Source organism: Pseudomonas nitroreducens, from assembly GCF_010994165.1.
Lineage (GTDB): Bacteria > Pseudomonadota > Gammaproteobacteria > Pseudomonadales > Pseudomonadaceae > Pseudomonas > Pseudomonas nitroreducens.
The window spans coordinates 404,834-424,005 of the sequence record NZ_WMBX01000003.1 but is presented as its reverse complement, the minus strand read 5'-3'; the positions used below and the strand labels follow the sequence as shown (position 1 = coordinate 424,005).

Annotated in this window: 16 protein-coding genes, 1 tRNA gene and 1 pseudogene; 8 read left to right on the top strand and 10 right to left on the bottom strand. The window is 61.8% G+C overall.

Annotated elements, in window-relative coordinates:
- The first annotated feature begins 69 nt into the window (after positions 1 to 69).
- The gene (gene cra / locus GJV37_RS15310) at positions 70 to 1,062 is read left to right on the top strand and encodes a catabolite repressor/activator (RefSeq protein WP_024765626.1); all 993 of its coding nucleotides are present in this window, start codon (positions 70 to 72) and stop codon (positions 1,060 to 1,062) included.
- Positions 1,063 to 1,066: 4 nt separating this feature from the next.
- Positions 1,067 to 1,846, top strand: a complete 780-nt coding sequence (locus GJV37_RS15305; protein WP_193452703.1) for a TatD family hydrolase — start codon at positions 1,067 to 1,069, stop codon at positions 1,844 to 1,846.
- Positions 1,847 to 2,073: 227 nt separating this feature from the next.
- Here GJV37_RS15305 and GJV37_RS29830 read toward each other — a convergent pair whose 3' ends face one another.
- The 5 genes and pseudogenes from GJV37_RS29830 to GJV37_RS15285 form a co-directional block, all read right to left on the bottom strand.
- Complete coding sequence (locus GJV37_RS29830; RefSeq protein WP_376784831.1) at positions 2,074 to 2,778, bottom strand: methyl-accepting chemotaxis protein; 705 nt, start codon at positions 2,776 to 2,778, stop codon at positions 2,074 to 2,076.
- Between the two features lie 153 nt (positions 2,779 to 2,931).
- A pseudogene (locus tag GJV37_RS29825) lies at positions 2,932 to 3,135 on the bottom strand (HAMP domain-containing protein); the annotation flags it as partial.
- A gap of 1,195 nt (positions 3,136 to 4,330) precedes the next feature.
- Positions 4,331 to 5,173: a regulatory signaling modulator protein AmpE gene (gene ampE, locus GJV37_RS15295; RefSeq protein WP_193452702.1), complete on the bottom strand. Its 843-nt coding sequence runs from the start codon at positions 5,171 to 5,173 to the stop codon at positions 4,331 to 4,333.
- Positions 5,170 to 5,742 carry a 1,6-anhydro-N-acetylmuramyl-L-alanine amidase AmpD gene (gene ampD, locus GJV37_RS15290; RefSeq protein ID WP_024765629.1) on the bottom strand — a complete coding sequence of 191 codons (573 nt, stop codon included), beginning with the start codon at positions 5,740 to 5,742 and terminating at the stop codon, positions 5,170 to 5,172. The genes ampE and ampD overlap by 4 nt, the downstream gene beginning before the upstream one ends.
- A gap of 75 nt (positions 5,743 to 5,817) precedes the next feature.
- The gene (locus GJV37_RS15285; RefSeq protein WP_170859541.1) at positions 5,818 to 8,115 is read right to left on the bottom strand and encodes a DUF1631 domain-containing protein; all 2,298 of its coding nucleotides are present in this window, start codon (positions 8,113 to 8,115) and stop codon (positions 5,818 to 5,820) included.
- 278 nt (positions 8,116 to 8,393) lie between these two features.
- Between GJV37_RS15285 and nadC the strand changes: the two genes are divergently transcribed.
- Both nadC and galE read left to right on the top strand, forming a co-directional pair.
- A complete protein-coding gene (nadC, locus tag GJV37_RS15280; RefSeq protein WP_170859542.1) occupies positions 8,394 to 9,242 on the top strand; it encodes a carboxylating nicotinate-nucleotide diphosphorylase in 849 nt (282 codons plus the stop codon).
- Positions 9,243 to 9,342: 100 nt separating this feature from the next.
- Complete coding sequence (galE, locus tag GJV37_RS15275; protein ID WP_170859543.1) at positions 9,343 to 10,359, top strand: UDP-glucose 4-epimerase GalE; 1,017 nt, start codon at positions 9,343 to 9,345, stop codon at positions 10,357 to 10,359.
- Between the two features lie 58 nt (positions 10,360 to 10,417).
- On the opposite strand, the gene GJV37_RS15270 is transcribed toward galE, so the two are convergent.
- Positions 10,418 to 10,493 (bottom strand) — tRNA-Thr (locus GJV37_RS15270).
- Between the two features lie 163 nt (positions 10,494 to 10,656).
- Between GJV37_RS15270 and GJV37_RS15265 the strand changes: the two genes are divergently transcribed.
- The 4 genes from GJV37_RS15265 to GJV37_RS15250 are packed head-to-tail and all read left to right on the top strand — an operon-like array spanning position 10,657 to position 14,610.
- On the top strand, positions 10,657 to 11,961 hold the full coding sequence (locus tag GJV37_RS15265) for a nucleotide sugar dehydrogenase (RefSeq protein WP_170859544.1): 1,305 nt from the start codon (positions 10,657 to 10,659) through the stop codon (positions 11,959 to 11,961).
- Positions 11,962 to 11,969: 8 nt separating this feature from the next.
- Positions 11,970 to 12,662, top strand: a complete 693-nt coding sequence (locus GJV37_RS15260) for a class I SAM-dependent methyltransferase (RefSeq protein ID WP_170859545.1) — start codon at positions 11,970 to 11,972, stop codon at positions 12,660 to 12,662.
- Positions 12,659 to 13,717, top strand: a complete 1,059-nt coding sequence (locus GJV37_RS15255) for an ATP-grasp domain-containing protein (RefSeq protein ID WP_170859546.1) — start codon at positions 12,659 to 12,661, stop codon at positions 13,715 to 13,717. Before GJV37_RS15260 ends, GJV37_RS15255 begins: the two co-directional genes overlap by 4 nt.
- Complete coding sequence (locus GJV37_RS15250) at positions 13,699 to 14,610, top strand: lysylphosphatidylglycerol synthase domain-containing protein (RefSeq protein ID WP_170859547.1); 912 nt, start codon at positions 13,699 to 13,701, stop codon at positions 14,608 to 14,610. The genes GJV37_RS15255 and GJV37_RS15250 overlap by 19 nt, the downstream gene beginning before the upstream one ends.
- Here the strand turns inward: GJV37_RS15250 and GJV37_RS15245 are convergent.
- Genes GJV37_RS15245 through GJV37_RS15230 form a run of 4 tightly spaced genes read right to left on the bottom strand, consistent with a single transcriptional unit; the run spans position 14,605 to position 19,086 of the window.
- Positions 14,605 to 15,429, bottom strand: a complete 825-nt coding sequence (locus GJV37_RS15245) for a polysaccharide deacetylase family protein (protein ID WP_193452701.1) — start codon at positions 15,427 to 15,429, stop codon at positions 14,605 to 14,607. The genes GJV37_RS15250 and GJV37_RS15245 overlap by 6 nt on opposite strands.
- The gene (locus tag GJV37_RS15240; RefSeq protein ID WP_170859549.1) at positions 15,429 to 16,517 is read right to left on the bottom strand and encodes a UDP-N-acetylglucosamine 2-epimerase; all 1,089 of its coding nucleotides are present in this window, start codon (positions 16,515 to 16,517) and stop codon (positions 15,429 to 15,431) included. Before GJV37_RS15240 ends, GJV37_RS15245 begins: the two co-directional genes overlap by 1 nt.
- Before the next feature lies 1 nt (position 16,518).
- Positions 16,519 to 17,394 (bottom strand): glycosyltransferase family 2 protein, encoded by an 876-nt coding sequence (locus GJV37_RS15235; RefSeq protein ID WP_170859550.1) that lies wholly within the window; start codon positions 17,392 to 17,394, stop codon positions 16,519 to 16,521.
- Entirely contained in the window at positions 17,395 to 19,086 is a 1,692-nt protein-coding gene (locus tag GJV37_RS15230) for a hypothetical protein (RefSeq protein ID WP_170859551.1), read from the bottom strand. It abuts the gene before it with no gap.
- Positions 19,087 to 19,172: the final 86 nt, after the last annotated feature.

Here is a 19,172-nt window from a genome sequence, read left to right as displayed (position 1 = left end):
TATTGAGACTGGAACGTTACTCGATAATGCGTGATCCTTGAAGCCCCCAATTGTCGGCAGCATCCCGCGTTGAAACTCAGTGATATCGCCCGCCTGGCCGGTGTTTCGGTCACCACCGCCAGCTATGTGATCAATGGCAAGGCCGTGCAGCGGCGCATCAGCGCCGCCACGGTGGAGCGCGTGCGCGCGGTGATCGAGGAGCATGGCTACCACCCGGACCAGCAGGCGGCCAGCCTGCGGCGCGGGCAGACCCGCACCCTGGGCTTCGTCCTGCCGGACCTGGAGAACCCCAGCTACGCCAAGCTCGCCAAGCTGCTGGAGCAAGGTGCCCGGGCGCGCGGCTACCAGTTGCTGATCGCCTGTTCCGACGACGAACCGGACACCGAGCGCCAGGTGCTCAACCTGTTCCGCGCGCGCCGCTGCGACGCGCTGATCGTCGCCAGTTGCCTGCCCGTCGGCGACGAAAGCCACGCCCGCCTGCAGGCTGACGGCGTGCCGATCATCGCGGTGGATCGCCAGCTCGACCCGCAGCGCTTCTGCTCGGTGGTCAGCGACGACCGCGACGCCAGCCAGCGCCTCACCGCCAGCTTGCTGAAACCCGCGCCGCTCAGCATCGCCCTGCTTGGCGCGCGGCCGGAGCTGATCATTTCCCAGGAACGCGCCGCCGGTTTCCGCAGCGCCCTGCGCGACTACCAGGGCCAGGTGCTGGTCGAGCACGGCGAGACCTTCAGTCGCCCCTGCGGCCGGCGCCTGATGGAGGAGTTGCTGGCCGGCCAGGGGCAGTTGCCCGACGCGCTGATCACCACCTCCTACGTGCTGCTCGAAGGCGTGTTCGACGTGCTCCAGGCGCTGCCCAGCGGCTGGCCGGCGAACCTGCGCATTGCCACCTTCGGCGATACCCAGTTGCTGGACTTCGTTCCGCTGAAGGTCAACGCGATTTCCCAGCAGCACGCGCTGATCGCCGAGCGCGCGCTGGATCTCGCGCTGGCCGCCATCGAACAGAACAGCTACACGCCCGGCGTGCACCCGATCCCGCGCAACCTCAAGCTGCGCACGGAGTGAACCGATGCGCCTGATCGACACCCACAACCACCTCGACTGCCCGGACTTCGAGCAGGACCGCGCCGCCGTGCTGCAACGCAGCCGCGAGCGGGGCGTGGAACGACAGGTGCTGCTGGGAGTGTTCCGCGAGAACTGGGAGGACGTCTGGGCGCTGGTGGACAGCGAGCCGGACCTCTACGCCGCCCTGGGCCTGCACCCGATCTATCTGGCGCGGCACAAGCCGGAACACCTCGCTGCGCTGCGCGAGTGGCTACAGCGTCTCGCCGGCCACCCGAAGCTCTGCGCGGTGGGCGAGATTGGCCTGGACTATTACCTGGAAGAACTCGACCGCGAGGGCCAGCAGGCCATCTTCGAGGAGCAGTTGCGCATTGCCATCGACTTCGAGCTGCCGGTGCTGCTGCACGTGCGTCGCGCCCATGCGGCGATGATCGCCACGCTCAAGCGCTACAAGCCCCAGCGCCAGGGCATCGTCCACGCCTTCGCCGGCAGCCGCGAAGAGGCTCGCGAATACCTCAAGCTGGGTTTCCGCCTGGGCCTGGGCGGCGCGCCAACCTGGCCGCAGGCCAACCGCCTGCGCAAGGTGGTGCCGGAGATTCCGCTGGAGTCCATCGTGCTGGAGACCGACTCGCCGGACATGGCGCCGTCGATGTACCCCGGCGTACGCAACAGCCCGGAACATCTGCCGGAGATCTGCGTGGCACTGGCGGAGTTGAAGGGCATCAGCCCGGAAGAGCTGGCCAGCGCCAGCACGTGCAATGCGATGGAGTTGTTCGGCTGGCGCTGAACCGCCCTACTTGTAGGAGCGAGCTTGCTCGCGAACCGCCCAACAATGAAGTGACCGGCTGACTCCGTTCGCGAGCAAGCTCGCTCCTACAGAAAGCCGCATGTCGAATTCACCGACAAACCGATGCCCGTGAGATGGGGTGCATCCGTGCGACCCACGGACATCGGTCTGCTGGCGAAAACCCTGTAGCGAGGCGGACCGCTGCGCCTGCCTCGCACAACCCGGGATCAGACGCGGAACGCGCCGATCAGCCGCTTGAGTTCCACCACCTGCCCGGCCAGTTCGCGGCTGGCGCGCTCGGTCTCGCTGGCACCTTCGGAGGTGCGCTCGCCGGCCTGGTTGATCTCGACGATGTTCTGGTCGATGTCGTGGGCCACGGCGGTCTGCTGTTCAGCGGCGGCGGCGATCTGCTGGTTCTGGTCGACGATGGCGCCGACCGCGCTGAGGATATTCTCCAGCGCCTGCTGCACCTGGGCCGACTGGCTGACAGTGCCATCGGCGGTCTGGTGGCTGCTGCCCATGGCCTTCACGGCGGCGCCCACGCCGTTCTGCAGGCGGGCGATCATCTGCTCGATCTCCTCGGTGGACTGCTGGGTGCGCTTGGCCAGGGTACGCACCTCATCGGCGACCACGGCGAAGCCCCGGCCCTGCTCACCAGCACGCGCCGCCTCGATGGCGGCGTTGAGCGCCAGCAGGTTGGTCTGCTCGGCAATGCCCTTGATCACGTCCAGCACGCGGCTGATCGAGGCGCTGTCGGCGGCCAGCTGGTTGATCACCGCCACCGACTCGTCGATCTCGCCAGCCAGGCGCTGGATGCTGCCCACCTGGGACGCCACCAGGGCGCGGCCGCTGGTGGTTTCCTGGTTCACGTTGTGCGCACTGCCCACCGCCACGGCGGCGCTGCGCGCGACCTCCTGGGCGGTTGCGGCCATCTGGTTCATCGCCGTGGCGACCTGCTCGATCTGGTTGCGCTGGCCGGCTACCGCCTGGTTGCTCTCGGCGGAAACCGACTCCACGCGCACGGTCTGCCGCTCCACTTCGCTGACCGTGCGACCGACCTGCTCGATCAGGTCATGGATCTTCGACACGGTCTGGTTGAAGGCATCGCCCAGCTCGCCCAGCTCGTCGCGGCTCTGGGCCTGGAAGTTGACGGTCATGTCGCCGGCGGCGACGCGCTCCATCATCTTGCCCAGGCTCTTGAGGGTGGTGCGGGTGGAGACGTAGAAGCCGCCGTAGAGGTAGACGATGGAAACGAACACCACCAGCAGCGCCACCACCAGCAACACCATCTGCCGCTGCTTGCTGGCCAGGCGGGCCTGCAACTGGCCGTCGAAGAACTGCAGGACATGGTCGTCCAGGCGGTAGGTCTGCTCGATCGCCTTGCTGACCTGTTCGTAGAAGTCGAGCCAGGGCGTGTCGAGGGTGTCGGCCATCACCACCTTGTCCTCGAACAGCTTGCCCATGGCCTTGATCGTTTCGCGGCTGGCCTGGGCATCGGCGGCCAGCGCGCTCTGCGCTGCAGCGCTGGCGCCCAGCGCCTCCTGCAGCTTGAGCCCGTATTCGGCGTGGAGCTTCTCCAGCTCCTGCAGCAGGTCATCGAGCTTGCTGCTGGTGGAGGAGTTCAGGAAGCCCTGGCCCAGCGCGCTGGCACCCATGGTGCGACCCTGGCTGAGGGTCTCGGTCACCTGTGGAGTGCCGGAGGTGATCAGTTCGGCCAACTGGCGCAGGTCGCGGGCATCGTCCTGGCTAAGACCGGCCTGGGACACCAGCAGCTTGTTGAAGACCTGCACTTCGCTGAGCAGGCGCGCCGCCATGGCCGACTTGCTCTGCAGCGAGCCCTCGGCGTCGACGCCCTTCAGGCTGGCGAGCAGCTCATCGCGCTTGGTGTTGAACTCGGCAATCTGCTCGGCGTCCTGGGTGACCGGTTGCAGCGCTTCGATCTGCGTCTGCAGGTCCTTGTGCAACTGGCTGATGCGCGAGTCGATGCCGGAAGACTTGTTCGACTGGCCAAGCACCCCGTTGATCTGCAGCAGATCGTTGTAGGACTCGAGATGACGGCGCACCTGCAGTCCGTTGCCGATCAGCTGGAGGCTTTCCAGTTCGGCACGGGTACTGACGAACTGCCCGTAGGAGTCGCGCACCAGGTAGAAGTTGGTAATCAGCATCGGCAGGAAAAACAGCACACTGATCAGGCTGAACTTCATGCCGAAGCTCAGACGGTTCATCAGCGCGATGGCCGGATAGAGCACGGTCCTCACGAAAGACGTCTCCTGTTCCCGTTATTGTTATGTCGCTTGTCGGGGATGGTGCGGCGCGCCCCTGGACGGGGTGTCGCCAAGTGCGCTCATCGGCGCGGCCACTATCTTGCAGCAACCGTCATCTCGCGCTTTGGAATCGATGTGTACCTGATATCGGCGGGAAGTTCTGTAACTTAAGGTTAAAATGCCATCATCGGACCGGCGGCAGCCGGCCCGATTCGCAGCCTCAGAGCAGCAGCGTCCAGATGGCGAAGACCGCATACCAGAGCACCGCAGAGCGCACCAGCAGCTGCCAGAGGGCGTCCAGGCTGGCGACACCCTTGGCGCCCAGCCCGCCTTCGTTGAAGTCTTCGGCGACGTAGCCGGCGCGCGCCAGCAGACGAGCGGCAGGCACATCCCAGGCCAGCAGGTCGTGCAGCAGCGTGCGGGTCACCGCAACGAAGTTGCCCACCAGGGCGAAGCTCAGCACGAGTGCCCGCGCCGGCAGCCAGTCGAAGGCATGGCGCAACTGTGCGGCGCGCTCGCGCAGCACCGGCTGGCGCCCCTGCTCGGCGGCGATGGCGAGCAGGCGGTAGGCCAGCGTGGCCACCGGGCCGAGCAGGGCGTACCAGAAGATCACCGCGAAGAAGGCCTGGTAGGCCTCCCACACCAATGTGCCCTGCACCACGGCGAACAGATCGTCGTCACCATCGGCCTGGACCTGCACACCCAGGTCTCGCTCGGCGACATGGTAGGCCGCCTGGGCATCTTCACGGCGCCAGGCATCGCGGAACGGCCCGATGGCACGCAGCACATCACCGCGCCCCAGGCTCCAGACCACCACCAGCAGCTGTACCGGGAGCGCCAGCAGGCCGTAGGCCACCGGTTCCAGAATGGTCAGCAGCAGCGCCAGCAACAGCAGCGGCGGCAGGATGGCCACCAGCAGGCCGAGCCAGGGCTGCGCCACCAGCGACTTCACGCCACCCACGGTATCCAGCCAGCCGAGCCACCAGCCGTCACGCTGTACCCGCGAGCGCCAGCTGGAAAACTTCTCGACCAACAGGACCAGCAACAGCACCAGGAAACTCATGTCGACTCCTTCTTCACAGCCGCGCCGATATCGGCAAGGTAGCGCGCCCAGTCGAACGCCTCGCCGGGGTCGGTCTTGCGCTCCGGCGCGATGTCGCAATGCCCCTGGATGCGCTCCGCCGTGATCGCGGGATAGACCTTGCGCAGCTGCCGTGTCAGCTCGGCCAGCACTTCGTACTGGCGGTCGCTGTAGGGTTCGATGTCGGTGCCTTCCAGTTCGATACCGATGGAGAAATCGTTGCAGTTCTCCCGTCCATCGAACCTCGACACGCCGGCATGCCAGGCGCGCGAGTTGCAGGAGACGAACTGGAACAGCGAGCCGTCGCGCTCGATGAGGAAATGCGCGGACACCGTCAGGCTGCAGATGCTGGCGAAGTACGGGTGCTCGTCGGCATCGAGACGGTTCTGGAAGAACTCCTGCACCTTGCAGGTGCCGAACTGGCCGGGCGGCAGGCTGATGTTGTGGATGACCAGCAGCGAGACTTCCTCGCCATCGGGGCGGGCGTTGAAGTTCGGCGAGGGGCAGCGCTGGGCGTCGAGGCACCAGCCGGATTCGGGGTCGATCTGCATGGAGACTCCTTGGCAGAGCCCCACTCTAAAGCAGGCGACGGGGGAAATGCACCCGCTGGCACGCGGCCAGCGGACTCAGGCGTTCTTCAGGCGGCGCAGGTTGCCGATCACCGATTCCAGGGCGCGGTCGAACAGCAGTGCATCGTCGAGCAGACGCACGGCATTGCGGCGGAACTCGACGGCCAGGCCCATGCGGGTCTTTTCCAGCACCTTCATGCCAGTGCGGTTGACGAAGATGTAGCGACCGCTCGGGCGGATCACCGCAGCCAGCTTGCAGCGCAGCTTGTGCTCTTCGTCTTCCTGGATCTCCACCCAGCTGCCGACACGCAGGTCGTCGACCTTGCGCAGCGACTCGTCGTCATCGGCGAAAGCTTCTTCGGGCTCCACCACACGGGCCGGTTCCGGCGAGGCGAGGACGATTTCCTCGACCACGGCGACCATCGCCGGCTGCGCAGCGGCAGGCGCGGCGGCTGCCGGAGCATCCAGCGGATCGTCCAGCAGCGGCAGGTCGTCTTCCAGGTCGAGTAGCGGAGCTTCCTCGACCTGCTTGTAGCGCTGGAAGGCTTGCACGTGCAGCCCTTCCAGGCGACTGAAGAATTCGCCCGTGGAGAACGGATCGAAGGCAGCCGAAGCCAGCCCTTCACGCAGCGACTTGAGCAACTGCGGCACCATCTCCAGCAGGCGCAGACGGGAGTCCGGGTCCTCGTGGGGCTCCACGCTCCAGATCAGGTCGTCCATGGTCGCCAGCGCACCTTCCCACTCGGCGGAATGGGTGCCGTGCTTCAGGCAGGTGAGCAGCAGGACCTGGCTCCAGGCCTCCTGCAGCAAGCGAACCACCACTTCGGGCAGGGTGCGACCGAGCAGGCGCTCATTGAGTACGCCTTCCACGTCCTGGCGGGCCAGTTCGGCGCGGGCGCGGCCTTCCTCGGCATCGCGGGTGCGCTGCTCCAGCAGGTCGCTGCGACGGCGCTCGTCGCCGGTGAAGGCGATGAACTCGTCGAGCAGCTCGGAGAAGATCGCCGGGTCGTCGACGAAATCATTCAACAGACGCATCACCACCTGCTCGATCTTCTGGTACAGCTGGTCGCGCTGGCCGTCGGAATGCTCGGCCCAGCCCAGGGCGGCCGAGGCGATCTCGTTGAGCAGGCGGCGCGCCGGGTGGCTGCCGCGGTTGAAGAAGGTCTTGTCGAGCACCGCGACCTTGAGCATCGGAATCTGCATGCGGCCGATCAGGGCCTTGAGCGAATCCGGCAGGGTGCGGTCGTCGAGGATGAATTCGAAGAGCATGGAGACGAGGTTGATGACGTCCTCGTCCACCTGGCCGACCACACGGGAACGGCCGCTCTTGCTGCTGACGCGGGTCAGCAGGTGGTCCAGGTGCTGGCGCACATCGATCTCTTCGATGCTCTGCGCCGGCAGGTGCGACTGCAGGTGGGACAGCAGGCGCATCAGGTCGTTGCTGGAAATCGGCACTGCATCGGCAGGCATCGGGCGCGCCGGGGCTGCGCTGCCGCGCACCTGCGAGAGCAGGTCGCGCAGGGCCGCGAAGGCCGCCTGGCTGTCGGCGTCCATGTACTGGCCAGCGCCTGCTTGCTCGCCGGCCTCGGCGGCACCAGCGGCGGCCGGGGCAGCGCCCTGGCTGCTGGGCACCGTACGTTGCGGCGGGCGACGCAGCGGAACGGACTTGAGCTCCGGCAGCACGTTCAGGGCGATCAGCGTCTGGTTGGCTTCCGCGTACAGGTGCTCGGCATCGGCCAGCACGTACTTCTCGAAGAGCTTGAGGATGATCAGCTTGACCTTGATCTCCACACCCAGGCCGCGGCAGGCCTCCAGGAAGGCCTCGCAGAGCTGGCGCGGGCCGAGCGGGTTGGTCTTGTCCTCGACCTTCTTGCTGACCAGGGTATTGAAACGGGTGGTGAGGTGAGTGAGGGCAACGCCGTCGCGGCTCATCACTTTGGCGACCATGGCATCCAGGGCGACGGACTCTTCCAGCTCGTCGTTCTGCACCAGGGTGAGATTCTCGTAGGAAACCGTATCCAGCACCGGCGCGCGGCCGATTTCATACTGGTTCAGGTTGGCAAAGCTTTCGAAGACCTTCTGCAGGAAGCCACGCTCGATCCCCTTGCGCTTCAGGCGCAGGTCACGCATGGCCTCGAAATAGGCGCTCTGTTCGGCGTTGTTGGCGGCGCGATCGGCCATCTCGAACAGGGTATCGTCGGCGTTGTCGAACAGGGCCTGCATGGCATGACGCAACTGGACGGCGACCTTGTCGCGGACAGCGACGAGCCCCGCCGGAACGCGTCCAGCGAACGAAGTCTGCGAGGATTCCGTGGCCGGCTTGTTCAGCGGCACTACGTTCGCGTCGTTCTGCATCGCAAGTCTCCTGCCGTCAGACCTGGCTGGCGGCACCAACAGTCATCGAAGCGTCATCCATAACGTCAATTTAGTGGCGTCAAAAAGCGGAAAGGTTCAACGTCATTATAGGGAAGCTTCTTACGCAACCAAGAGACATTTCACGCATTCTTGAAGAAATTCACAGAGCAGTAGGCGCCGTCCGTCCGACAGATCCCGCGATGAGACAAAAAATGGCACTCCCTGCACGTCACGCGCCGCCGCCCGTATAATCGCGCCACTGCGAACAGGAGCCTTGCATGCCGAACCTCACCCTCGCCGAGCTTTCCGGGGAAATCCAGGCCAACGTCCGTGCCGCCCTGGCCGAAGACGTCGGTAGCGGCGACATCACCGCCCAACTGATTCCCGCCGAGCGTGCCGCCAGCGCCCGCATCATTACCCGCGAGGACGCTACCCTCGCCGGCACTGCCTGGGTCGACGAGGTATTCCGCCAGGTCGATCCGCGCGTGCAGGTGAAATGGCAGGTCAGCGATGGCGAGCAGGTCAGCGCCGACCAGACCCTGTTCACCCTGGAAGGCCCCGCCCGCGCCCTGCTCACCGGCGAGCGCAGCGCCCTGAACTTCCTCCAGCTGCTCTCCGGCACCGCAACCCGCGCTCGCCACTACGCCAACCTGGTGGACGGCACCGGCGTGAAGCTGCTCGACACCCGCAAGACCCTGCCCGGCCTGCGCCTGGCGCAGAAGTACGCGATCACCTGCGGCGGTTGCCATAACCACCGTATCGGCCTGTACGACGCCTTCCTGATCAAGGAAAACCACATTGCCGCCTGTGGCGGCATCGCCCAGGCCATCGCCGCCACCCAGCGGATCGCCCCGGGCAAGCCGGTGGAAATCGAAGTGGAAGACCTGGACGAGCTGCGCCAGGCCCTGGACGCCGGCGCCGACATCGTCATGCTCGACGAGCTGAGCCTGGACGACATGCGCACCGCCGTCGCCCTCACCGCCGGCCGCGCCAAGCTGGAAGCCTCCGGCGGCATCACCGAGAGCACCCTGCGTACCATCGCCGAGACCGGCGTGGACTACATCTCCATCGGCACCCTGACCAAGGACGTCAAGGCGCTGGACCTGTCGATGCGCCTGAGCTTGTAACCGCCCCGGCAGGCGCGCCTGCCCTCGCCTACGCTTCCAGCCAAGCGCCTGAATTTCCCTAGGCGCTTTCCTACAGCTGGCGAAAGGAGGCACTGGCGCAATGGCGGGCAAGATTCTGCTGACCGGGGGCTGCGGCTATATCGGCTCCCATATCTGTCTGGAACTGATCGAACAGGGTTATCGACCCGTTGTGCTCGACAACCTGAGCAACAGCTCGACCATCCCGCTACAGCGCATCGAGCAGCTCACCGGACAAAGCATTCCCTTCTTCAGGGGCGACGTCCGCGACGAGGCCACCCTCGACCGGCTGTTCAACGAATACGCCATCGACGCGGCCATCCACCTCGCCGGCGTCAAGTCCGTCGCCGAATCGGTGGCCGACCCTATCGCTTACTACCAGATCAACTTCACCGGCACCGTCACCCTGTGCCAGGTCATGCAACGCCACGGCGTGAAGCGATTCATCTATAGCTCGTCGGCCACGGTGTACGGCCTGGCGGCCGAGAGCCCGATCCGCGAAGACGCGCCCACCGGCCCCGCCAGCCCCTACGGGCAATCCAAGCTGATGGCCGAAATCGCCCTGCGCGACATCGCCCATGCCGATCCGCAGTGGAGAATGGCCATCCTGCGCTACTTCAACCCGGTGGGCGCCCACGCCAGCGGGCGCATCGGCGAAGATCCCAGCGGCATCCCCAACAACCTGATGCCCTACGTCTCCCAGGTCGCCACCGGCAAGCAGCCTTTCATCCGCGTATTCGGCAACGACTACCCCACCGCGGACGGCACCGGCGTGCGCGACTACCTGCACGTCGTCGACCTGGCCAACGCCCACCTCAGCGCCCTACGCTGGCTGGACGGCGCCAGCGGCGCGAAGACCTTCAACATCGGCACCGGCCGCGGCTACAGCGTGCTGGAAATCATCCGCGCCTATGAAAAGGCCTGCGGCCGCGAACTGCCCTTTCAGTTCTTCCCCCGCCGTGACGGCGACATCGCCAGCTACCACGCCGACCCGGCCCTGGCGGGCGCAGAACTGCACTGGAGCGCCGCCCGCGACATCGAAGACATGTGCCGCGACGCCTGGAACTGGCAGAGCCAGAACCCCAACGGCTACGCCTGACTTCCCATCTGCCGGAAAACAAAAAGCCCCACTCGAGAGCGGGGCTTTTTGCTGAAGATGGTGCCGGTAAGAGGAATCGAACCCCCGACCTTCTCATTACGAATGAGCTGCTCTACCGACTGAGCTACACCGGCGGCGGGCGTAAGCTACCATCCCCCCTGCAACTAGGCAATTACCCTGGTTCCGCCGGTAATGGGCGAGAGATCAGTCACATATTGTCTCACCTGCGTTTCAGAGAATTCCCACGACCAGCAAAACTCGCCAGAATGGCCGAATTCTTTCTACCCGGGCATTTCGATGAGCGCACTCGACCAACTCCGCACCAGGATATCCGCCGGAACCGCTGTCGTGGGTATCTTTGGCCTGGGCTATGTCGGCCTGCCCCTTGCGCTGCGCTTTGCTGAAGTGGGCATCAAGGTCATCGGTTTCGACATCGACGAAACCAAAGTCAGCGCCCTGAACGAAGGTCGCAGCTATATCGAGCGTCTCGGTCCCGAATTGATCCAGGCCGCCAGAACGTCGGGGTTCGAAGCCACCCGTGACTTCTCCCGCAGCCATGAAGCGGATGCGCTGATTATCTGCGTACCGACCCCTCTGGACCGCCACCACGAGCCGGACCTGAGCTTCGTCATCAACACCACCGAAGCGATTCTTCCGTACTTCCGCGAAGGACAGCTGCTCAGCCTGGAAAGCACCACCTGGCCAGGCACCACCGAAGAAGAGCTCGCTCCGCGCCTGGCCCGCCAGGGCTTCATTCCCGGCGAGAACTGCGCGCTGGTGTTTTCCCCGGAAAGGGAAGACCCCGGCAATCCACGCTTCGGAACCCGCGACATCCCGAAAGTCATCGGCGGCATGACCGCCAGTTGCCTGGATCTGGGCAGTGCGATCTACGCCCACGCCATCAACACCATGGTCCCCGTGAGCAGCCCGCGCGCCGCGGAAATGACCAAGCTGCTGGAAAACATCCACCGCGCCGTGAACATCGGCCTGGTCAACGAGATGAAGATCGTCGCGGACAAGATGGGCATCGACATCCATGAGGTGATCCGCGCCGCCGCCACCAAACCCTTCGGTTTCGTTCCCTACACGCCAGGCCCCGGCCTGGGCGGCCACTGCATCCCTATCGACCCGTTCTACCTGACCTGGAAGGCCAAGGAGTATGGGGTCAATACACGCTTCATCGAGCTGGCGGGAGAGATCAACCACTACATGCCGCACTGGGTGGTGGAAAAAGTCGCCGACGCGCTGAACAGCCGGAAGAAAGCCGTAAACGGTAGCCGGGTGCTGATCCTCGGCCTGGCCTACAAAAAGAACATCGACGACACCCGCGAATCGCCGGCGGTCGAGATCATGTCCCTGCTGGAACAGCGCGGCGCCGAAGTCCAGTACTCCGACCCCCACGTCCCGAGCTTCCCGAACAAGCGCGACTACAGCTTCGACCTCGAATCGATCAGCCTGACGCCTGCCAGCCTGAACACGTTCGACTGTGTCGTACTGGCGACCGACCATGATGCGTTCGACTATGCCGAAATTGGCCGACACGCACGACTGATCGTGGATACTCGCGGCGTTTTCCCCTTTGAAAAAGCTGTCCAAGCTTGAGAGCAGATATGCCCGATACTCGCGGTATGGATTGGAGCGACTTGTACGAAAACAACATTCGCACCTATCAGAAGGGCCGCCCGAAGCGCGGTATGTTCATTGCCGAGTACCTTATTCGAACCGGCTTGCATGAGCAGGTGGAAAACTTTCTGGAGGAAGGCTCTTTCAGCGCGAAAGACTCAATTTACCTGGCCAATCGGTTCCCCGGAAAAACCTGTATTGCTACTGACCTGAATGAATCAGCCATGCGCGGCGCGGCACTCGCACAGGTGAAATCCTGTGTAGCAGATGCCTTCGCATTACCTTTTGCGGCGAAACAGTTTGCGGTGACATTCCATTCGGGACTTATTGTACTTTTCGATAATGCTGACGCATTGCGCATCGTGAATGAGCAACTGCGTGTCACCGAAAAAGTCGCGTTCACATTTGCTCACAATCAGCACAACTTCCTCGATGGGCTGGCTAGTCGGCTCAAACGGCTGTTTGGAAAAAAGATATTTAACTTCCGGCGTTATACGTGGGCAGACTTGCAGGCAATCGGTGAACAGACAGGTCTGCCGTATGAGGTCATCGCCTACGACAACATGCTGGAGAACTTCCTCAGCAGAAATGTCTCCTGGCTGCTGCCTGCCGTTAAGCTCGTGAAACTGCACCGATCGAGAGTCTTCGCCAACGAGTTGGTGTTGATCATCAAGCCATGAGACACATCGTCCTGGGAGGCAGCGCGAACGCACTGGCGGTTTGCCGTCAGCTCGCTTCGCCCGATACCATCCTGCTGGATATCCAGGCGCGAGCACCGGGACATGCGACCAGGCACGCAAGAACGATCACATTGGATTCAAGCGCGTCGGAAGACATTTTGCGGGCGCTCCTTGACCTGGCGTGTGCCTCCCCTCAGATCCTTTACCCAACCAGCGACTTCTGGTTGGAATTCATTCTTCGGGAAGCACAGACACTCAGGCAAAACGGATTCCTCTTCTTCCAGAAGTCCTGCGACTGCGCGGACATCCTGCTCGACAAGCTCAAGTTCTTCGAAGTGATGAGTCCACACTTCCGAGTACCCTATACCTGCGCAGCGAGAGACGCGTCCGTTTCCGACTCGCAAATTGTCAAACCACGCCGAGCTTTCATTGGCAGCAAGGTTTCCGAGAAAGGATTTGACGGCCACGCCATCGCCCCCGGCACTCACGTTACACAGCAGCGTTTGAACTCAGATTTGCGTAATCATCTGTCGATATCCGGACTCTTTGTTGCGGGATCACTCATGACCAGCATCGGCACTCGCAAAGTTCTGGAATACCCGCATCCCGGCGGCACGGCAGTTCTGGTTACTACAATCGACTCAGAGCAACTCATCAGCCGCCTTCGCTCGCTCGCGGAACAGGCACTGCGGTTTCTCGATTACGAAGGAATATTCGAGCTGGAGGCCATACTTCAGGACGGCGAACTATGGCTGCTGGAAATCAACGGTCGCTTCTGGTTGCAGCACGCCATGGGAAGCAAGCTGGGGATCAACTTCTCACAGGCTTACCGGGACATCTTGTTAGGAAAAACACCTGAGCTCCAGCCGGCCCCCAAAGGCAAAGTCGTCTGGATCCATGAAGGTATGCCGGTGGCGTTCATAAAGGCTTCAAGCAAAGCAAGGCTCGATGCTATCAGGACAGTTCTGGGCAAAGGTCACCTGGTCTTCGCTCATTTCAGCCGGAGTGACGCCAAACCACTCATCGAATTCGTCAAATGCAAATTGGCAAACTGATACGAAGAGGCATAGGGCCGGTCACCGCGATCGTCTTTCTGCTTTTGTGTTATTTACACAAGGACGCCCTTGGGGGACTAGCGTCATTTCCGCTGACCGCCACCGTCAATATCATTGCACTTTATCTGCTGTTTCACTTAACCAATGCACTGATGCTCAAGCACCTCAGCAGTAAGATTAATGCATCCGGGAGCCTACTCTTCTTCGTCGGGGTGAATCAGATATCGAGTGCCTGGAATTATATCGCTCCCTTGCGCCTTGCCCAGTTCGGTAGCCGAGCTCTCCTGCTGAAGAAGCATCTGCAGATTTCGGTCAAGCAAAGCGCCTCGCAGTTCTCCATAGCCTCGATCCTGAATGTTATCTGCAACGTAGCCATCACGGTACTGGCGTTGTCCATCGAGCCGGCCCTGATCCCCAACAGCCTGCTGCTGAGTTTGGCCGGAGCGGGAATACTGGGCGGTATGGCATTGCTTCTATACCTGCCTCGGCTAAGCCGCTCGCGCACTGCCTGGGTTCAGGAACTGACAGCCCCATTTCAAGCGCTGCAGTGGCAGGACCTGACGAAGCTCATAGGACTCAACGGTCTGCAGATCGCCCTTTCGACAGCCATCACCTATGCATTGTTTTCGGGCGTGGGCCTTACCTTCGATCTGACCGACTGCATACTTATCAGCACGGCCAGCGTGCTGCTTTCCATCGTGTCGCTGACACCTGGCAACCTCGGATACAAGGAACTCTCTCTGACGGCAATGGGGGCATGGCTTGGGCTGGATCAAGGCCCTTTGCTGGCCGCGCTGCTGCTGGATCGAGCTGTCCAGCTCGGGCTGACCTTGCTTCTGGCAGCGATCTTCTCGCTTTACCTGAGACGCCTGGCGCCTGCGCCGCCGTTATGAGAGCAGTTCGCGCATGGTGACGATCGTGGCCTGCTCCTTCAACGCCTGGATGAATGAGATAAAAGCCTGGCGCCCCTTGCCAGCAATGAAGCATGGGTGCGAGTAGTACACACCAAAACCCGAGGCACCGATGCTTTGCTCAATGGCGCGCTCCATTGAACAGCACTCTCCGGATGCCACGTACGACTCCAGGAAATCGACCGTGTTGGCAGCTGACAGCGTCACTGGTATATCGGGCAGTCCACATTCACGTCGCACTATCGCGCCCTGTGGATCGATGAAGTCGGACAAGTAACCGCACCCTGCGTCGGCAAGCAAGGCATAGGCCGTCTCGTTCACCGAGAAACCAGGACTGGAAAACCCGAACGCTTCTTCGCCGCCCAAAAGCTGGCGATAGCGATCCACAGCCGGCATAAGAAAGCCACGCATTTCATCGGCCGACATGGTAGGCGCTGCAAAATGCCAAAGACTGTGATTGAGCCCCCCATGTAACCCGACCTCATGGCCATACCGGTGGGCCCGTTGCATCGCAAGCCCGGATAGCCTATGCAGTTCCGGATTGAGGAAGACACTCTCGAGCACTCCCAGCCAACCAATCTTGCTGCGAATAGAAAGCTTGGCCGGCATCGCGATCGAAAGCTCGGTCCCGCGATTGCGGGCAATACGCCTGCGAAGAGCAGCGGAGAGGCTGACAGAACGCCCCATGTTGGCAAAGATCGTGAAGCGGATCCCCAAGCCTTCCCCCAACGCAAGGACTTCACCGAGTCGACGAGCGCAGACTGTGGTATCGATATCCAAGCGAATGGCGTATCGGGGCATCACGAAGCAACGTACTCCCGACAAATATCCACGACGCGTGCGGAGGGTGAACCGTCCAATAGCAGCCTCTCGCGAGGGACTCCGTCTTTCAACGAGCTCATGAAGGCCAAAACTCGCTCCGGCCGGTACTCGGACAAGGTGCAGTTGTCATTCAGGCCTTCTTTGCGCTCCGTTGCGGCCCGCAACAGCAACAGCGGCTTGCCCATGTAAAAACATTCTTCCTGGTTGCTGCCGCCATCGCTCACCACGAATCGGGCGGCCTTCACCAGATGCATGAAGCTCAAGTAGTCATAGCGCTGGCGAAACTCAACACCAGGTAACCGGGACAGCCGCTCAAATAGCCCATGCTGCCGCAGCTTGCGTTCGGTAGGCTTGTGCAGGATGAAGAGCAGCGGGAACTGGCCCGCCACCAGTTCGACCAATTCGACGATACGAAGCAAGGCTTCCTTGGTTTTCAGGTTCTCGAAGCGGTGAATACTGACGATGCCGAAGTCCTTGGCTGGAGTCTGCAACTCGAAGTCCTGCGGCTGGCTCAGCATCACCCTCAGAGAGTCCTGCAGCGTATTCCCACCAATATCGACATTTCGTCCACGGCCATACTTCGCCACGTTACCGAGCGCCCACTCTCCCGGACAAAAACGAACATCCGCCATGCGACCTACAACCATTCGGATCAACTCTTCCGGAAATGGGTGAAAGTAATTGAAGGAGCGCAAACCGGCTTCAACGTGGCCGATCCTCTGCCCTGCCATCTTGGCGATGAGCGCACCCAACAATGTTGAAGCAGTATCGCCGTGAACCAGAACCAATCCGTTGCGCTTGGGAAACAGGCTTCGCCGGTGACGGAAAGCACGAAACACTACCTTCATCGACCACATCAGCATCTGGCGGATCGAAACGACGTCCGGTCCTTCGTACAGAAACTGCTCCGGGCCAGCAACCTGGAAGTTCTCCAGAATATCGCCGGTCGTGTCTTTGTGCTGGCCGGTTGAGATGAAGCGGTACGGGACACCACGATCGCGCAGCTCCATCATCACCGGCGCCATCTTGATCAGTTGTGCCTTGGTACCCAGCACGACGTAGATCACCTCAGTCACCGGTCCGGCTGTAGAGCAGATTGGTAATCTGCTCGGATACAAGCCCCATCAGAAAGACCATGATCGATGTCGTGAACAGAAGCGCACTCATGTTGGTAAAGCGCGAATACTCGATGAAAGTGTACAGGTAGTACCCCAACCCTAAGGAAAACAAGCTGGCGCTGATAGGCAGAAAAATCTTCAGCGGCGAATATAGGGTGCCGATCTTGAAGATGATCATCAGGAAGCGGACACCGTCGCGAACCAGCTTGATATGACTCTGCGTGCCAGCCAGACGAGGCTTCACGTCCACCGGGACATAGGCCACTGAATGACCTGCGCGGAAAAAGCACATCGTTGTAGTCGTCGGGTAAGAGAATCCGTTGGGCAACAGGCAGATAAATTCTTCGACCAGCGCACGGCGCATTGCACGGAACCCGGAAGTCAGGTCCGCAACCGGCTGCCCTACCATCCAACTCGCCAGGCGATTGTAAAAGGCGTTGGCGAGACCTCGGTGAACACCGGCCTGCGCGGTCCCCGAGCGAGCCCCCACCACCAGGTCGTAGCCATCCTCGATCTTGCTCAGCAGCGACTCGATATCGGCAGGACGATGCTGACCGTCGGCATCCATGCAGACTACGATCTCCCTGGCCGCCTTGCGCAAACCACTTTTGATCGCGGCACCATTCCCCTTGCTATAGGGATGGCGAACAATATTGGCACCATGCTCTGCTGCTACGGCGGAGGTGGAATCATTGGAGCCATCATCCACCACGATGATTTCGGCTTGCGGGTACAACTGCCGTAACTCCGGCAATACCAGCGAGAGGCCCTGCGCTTCGTTCTTGGCCGGCAAAATGATCGAGATATTGCTCCCGCGTTCTTGCACCTACCCCTCCTTCCGCTTCATAGACTCTTTCTCGATGTGCACCATTGCTGCCGCACAGCGCTCTCGCCGGGCATCGGCCAGCCAGGGATTGCGAGGCAGGCTTCGGCACATCTCGTTCCCGACGAACTGACGCGCCTCATCATATTTTTCCTGGCGCATCCAGTAACCGACGAGCACCTCGGCAACTCCGGGATCGTTCTTGATGACCCAGACCTTCTGCAGGTAGAGCATGGCCGTCTGATCATCTCCCCGCTCAACGGCCAAGCGCTGGAGGTTGGAGTAAAGATGCAACAGATAGCCGGTGGCGCCGCCTTTCTCCTGCGACGATGCCATCGCCAGGAGCAGTCGCTGCAGATCATCAAAGCTCAGCGCCTTGCACAGGCCTGATTCCACTTGCTTAAAGGTACTTGTCAGTGCGGAGGGCGCACTGCCTAAGTCAGGCTTGGCTGCAAGGCTCAACGCCTGTTCGTAGTGACGGCGAACATCGGACTCTCGCCCTTCGATGCAGGACAGCAACATGGCTTGCACTGCCGAACCGACGCAATCAGGGCAGCGCTCGGACTGGATCTCCATCACGCGGCCGGCTTCGTAGACCTTACCTTTGTCCAGGAACATCAAGGCAAGGTGCTCTGCCGCGCGAGATGATCCACGTGCCGAGTCGAACCAGACCAGAGCCGCATCCAGCGGCTTGCCCCATAGCGACGTCACCTGGCACAGAACAGCGAGCATCCCGACACAATAGGCAGCGACGACGCCAAGGGCGATCTTGCGATAACGCTGCGCCAGGCCAAATGCACCCCACACGATAGCCACGCAAGGGCCAAACAGGGCGACATAGTTGCGGTGTTCGAAGTACAACTCGAGGCCGACAACCGTCGACTCCAGTAAATGCGCAGCCAGGTACCAAAGTACGGCGAAGGTAAGCACCGGCAGACGACGGCGCAGTTTGAGGGATATCGTCAAGCTGACGATCAGAGCCAGTATTGCCAGCCCATTCCCCCACGTTAGCGTTCTCTGGACAGGATATTGATCATGAAAAGGGCTGATCGAGAAGGGATCGGGCAGGAATGCGGCCCGTAGATAGTCGAGCAACACCACTGGCTCGGTCAGCAAACGCTGCTCCAGGGTGAAATCACGACCGGAATAATCCGTGCTGCTAAAGCTCCTGAGTACCAAATAAGCCAGCAACGCGAATGTGGCGCCCCCAGTAAGCGAGAGTCGAAGCGTCCGCCACGGCGCCGTAGATACAACGCCAGCCAGCAGAGTCAGTTCCAAGGCAAAAACGAAGACCGGCAGCAGCGCGCCGTTTTCCTTGGCCAGCATGGACAGTATGGTCATGCCGCCAAGAGCGCAGAATGGGAGCAATACGCTGGACAGTTTGCGCTCATTCAACTGGCGCAAGGCATACACGTAAGTGAGCACGCCCAGAAATACGAAAAGTGCAGACAGCCCCGTCATGCGCTGAACTGTAATCAGCGAAGTGGTGGCCTGAATCGGTAATACAGACCAGAGAGCCGCTATCAAAAGAGCAAGGTAGTTCGCAGATGCCCGAGGCGACCCCCTCAGCAATAGCAGAGCCCGAGCAAGAAGAAGGACCAGTCCCGCATTGACTATATGCAGAAGAATATTGATCAACAGAAAGCCTGAAACATTACTCGGCCAATCATGCCGATTGGACAGGAAACTAAGCATGCTAAGCGGCCGCCCGAGGGGCCCGGAAATATCACCCAAGGCGTAGATCATCGAAGAAGGGAGGTCAGTAACCGCAGGCAAACCCG

Bases quoted from the DNA above. Each gene is read 5' to 3' on its own strand.
- GJV37_RS15305 (WP_193452703.1), top strand. From the start codon at position 1,067: ATGCGCCTGATCGACACCCACAACCACCTCGACTGCCCGGACTTCGAG.
- GJV37_RS29830 (WP_376784831.1), bottom strand. From the start codon at position 2,778: ATGGCCGCAACCGCCCAGGAGGTCGCGCGCAGCGCCGCCGTGGCGGTG.
- ampE (WP_193452702.1), bottom strand. From the start codon at position 5,173: ATGAGTTTCCTGGTGCTGTTGCTGGTCCTGTTGGTCGAGAAGTTTTCC.
- ampD (WP_024765629.1), bottom strand. From the start codon at position 5,742: ATGCAGATCGACCCCGAATCCGGCTGGTGCCTCGACGCCCAGCGCTGC.
- GJV37_RS15285 (WP_170859541.1), bottom strand. From the start codon at position 8,115: ATGCAGAACGACGCGAACGTAGTGCCGCTGAACAAGCCGGCCACGGAA.
- nadC (WP_170859542.1), top strand. From the start codon at position 8,394: ATGCCGAACCTCACCCTCGCCGAGCTTTCCGGGGAAATCCAGGCCAAC.
- galE (WP_170859543.1), top strand. From the start codon at position 9,343: ATGGCGGGCAAGATTCTGCTGACCGGGGGCTGCGGCTATATCGGCTCC.
- GJV37_RS15265 (WP_170859544.1), top strand. From the start codon at position 10,657: ATGAGCGCACTCGACCAACTCCGCACCAGGATATCCGCCGGAACCGCT.
- GJV37_RS15260 (WP_170859545.1), top strand. From the start codon at position 11,970: ATGCCCGATACTCGCGGTATGGATTGGAGCGACTTGTACGAAAACAAC.
- GJV37_RS15255 (WP_170859546.1), top strand. From the start codon at position 12,659: ATGAGACACATCGTCCTGGGAGGCAGCGCGAACGCACTGGCGGTTTGC.
- GJV37_RS15250 (WP_170859547.1), top strand. From the start codon at position 13,699: ATGCAAATTGGCAAACTGATACGAAGAGGCATAGGGCCGGTCACCGCG.
- GJV37_RS15245 (WP_193452701.1), bottom strand. From the start codon at position 15,429: ATGCCCCGATACGCCATTCGCTTGGATATCGATACCACAGTCTGCGCT.
- GJV37_RS15230 (WP_170859551.1), bottom strand. From the start codon at position 19,086: ATGCTTAGTTTCCTGTCCAATCGGCATGATTGGCCGAGTAATGTTTCA.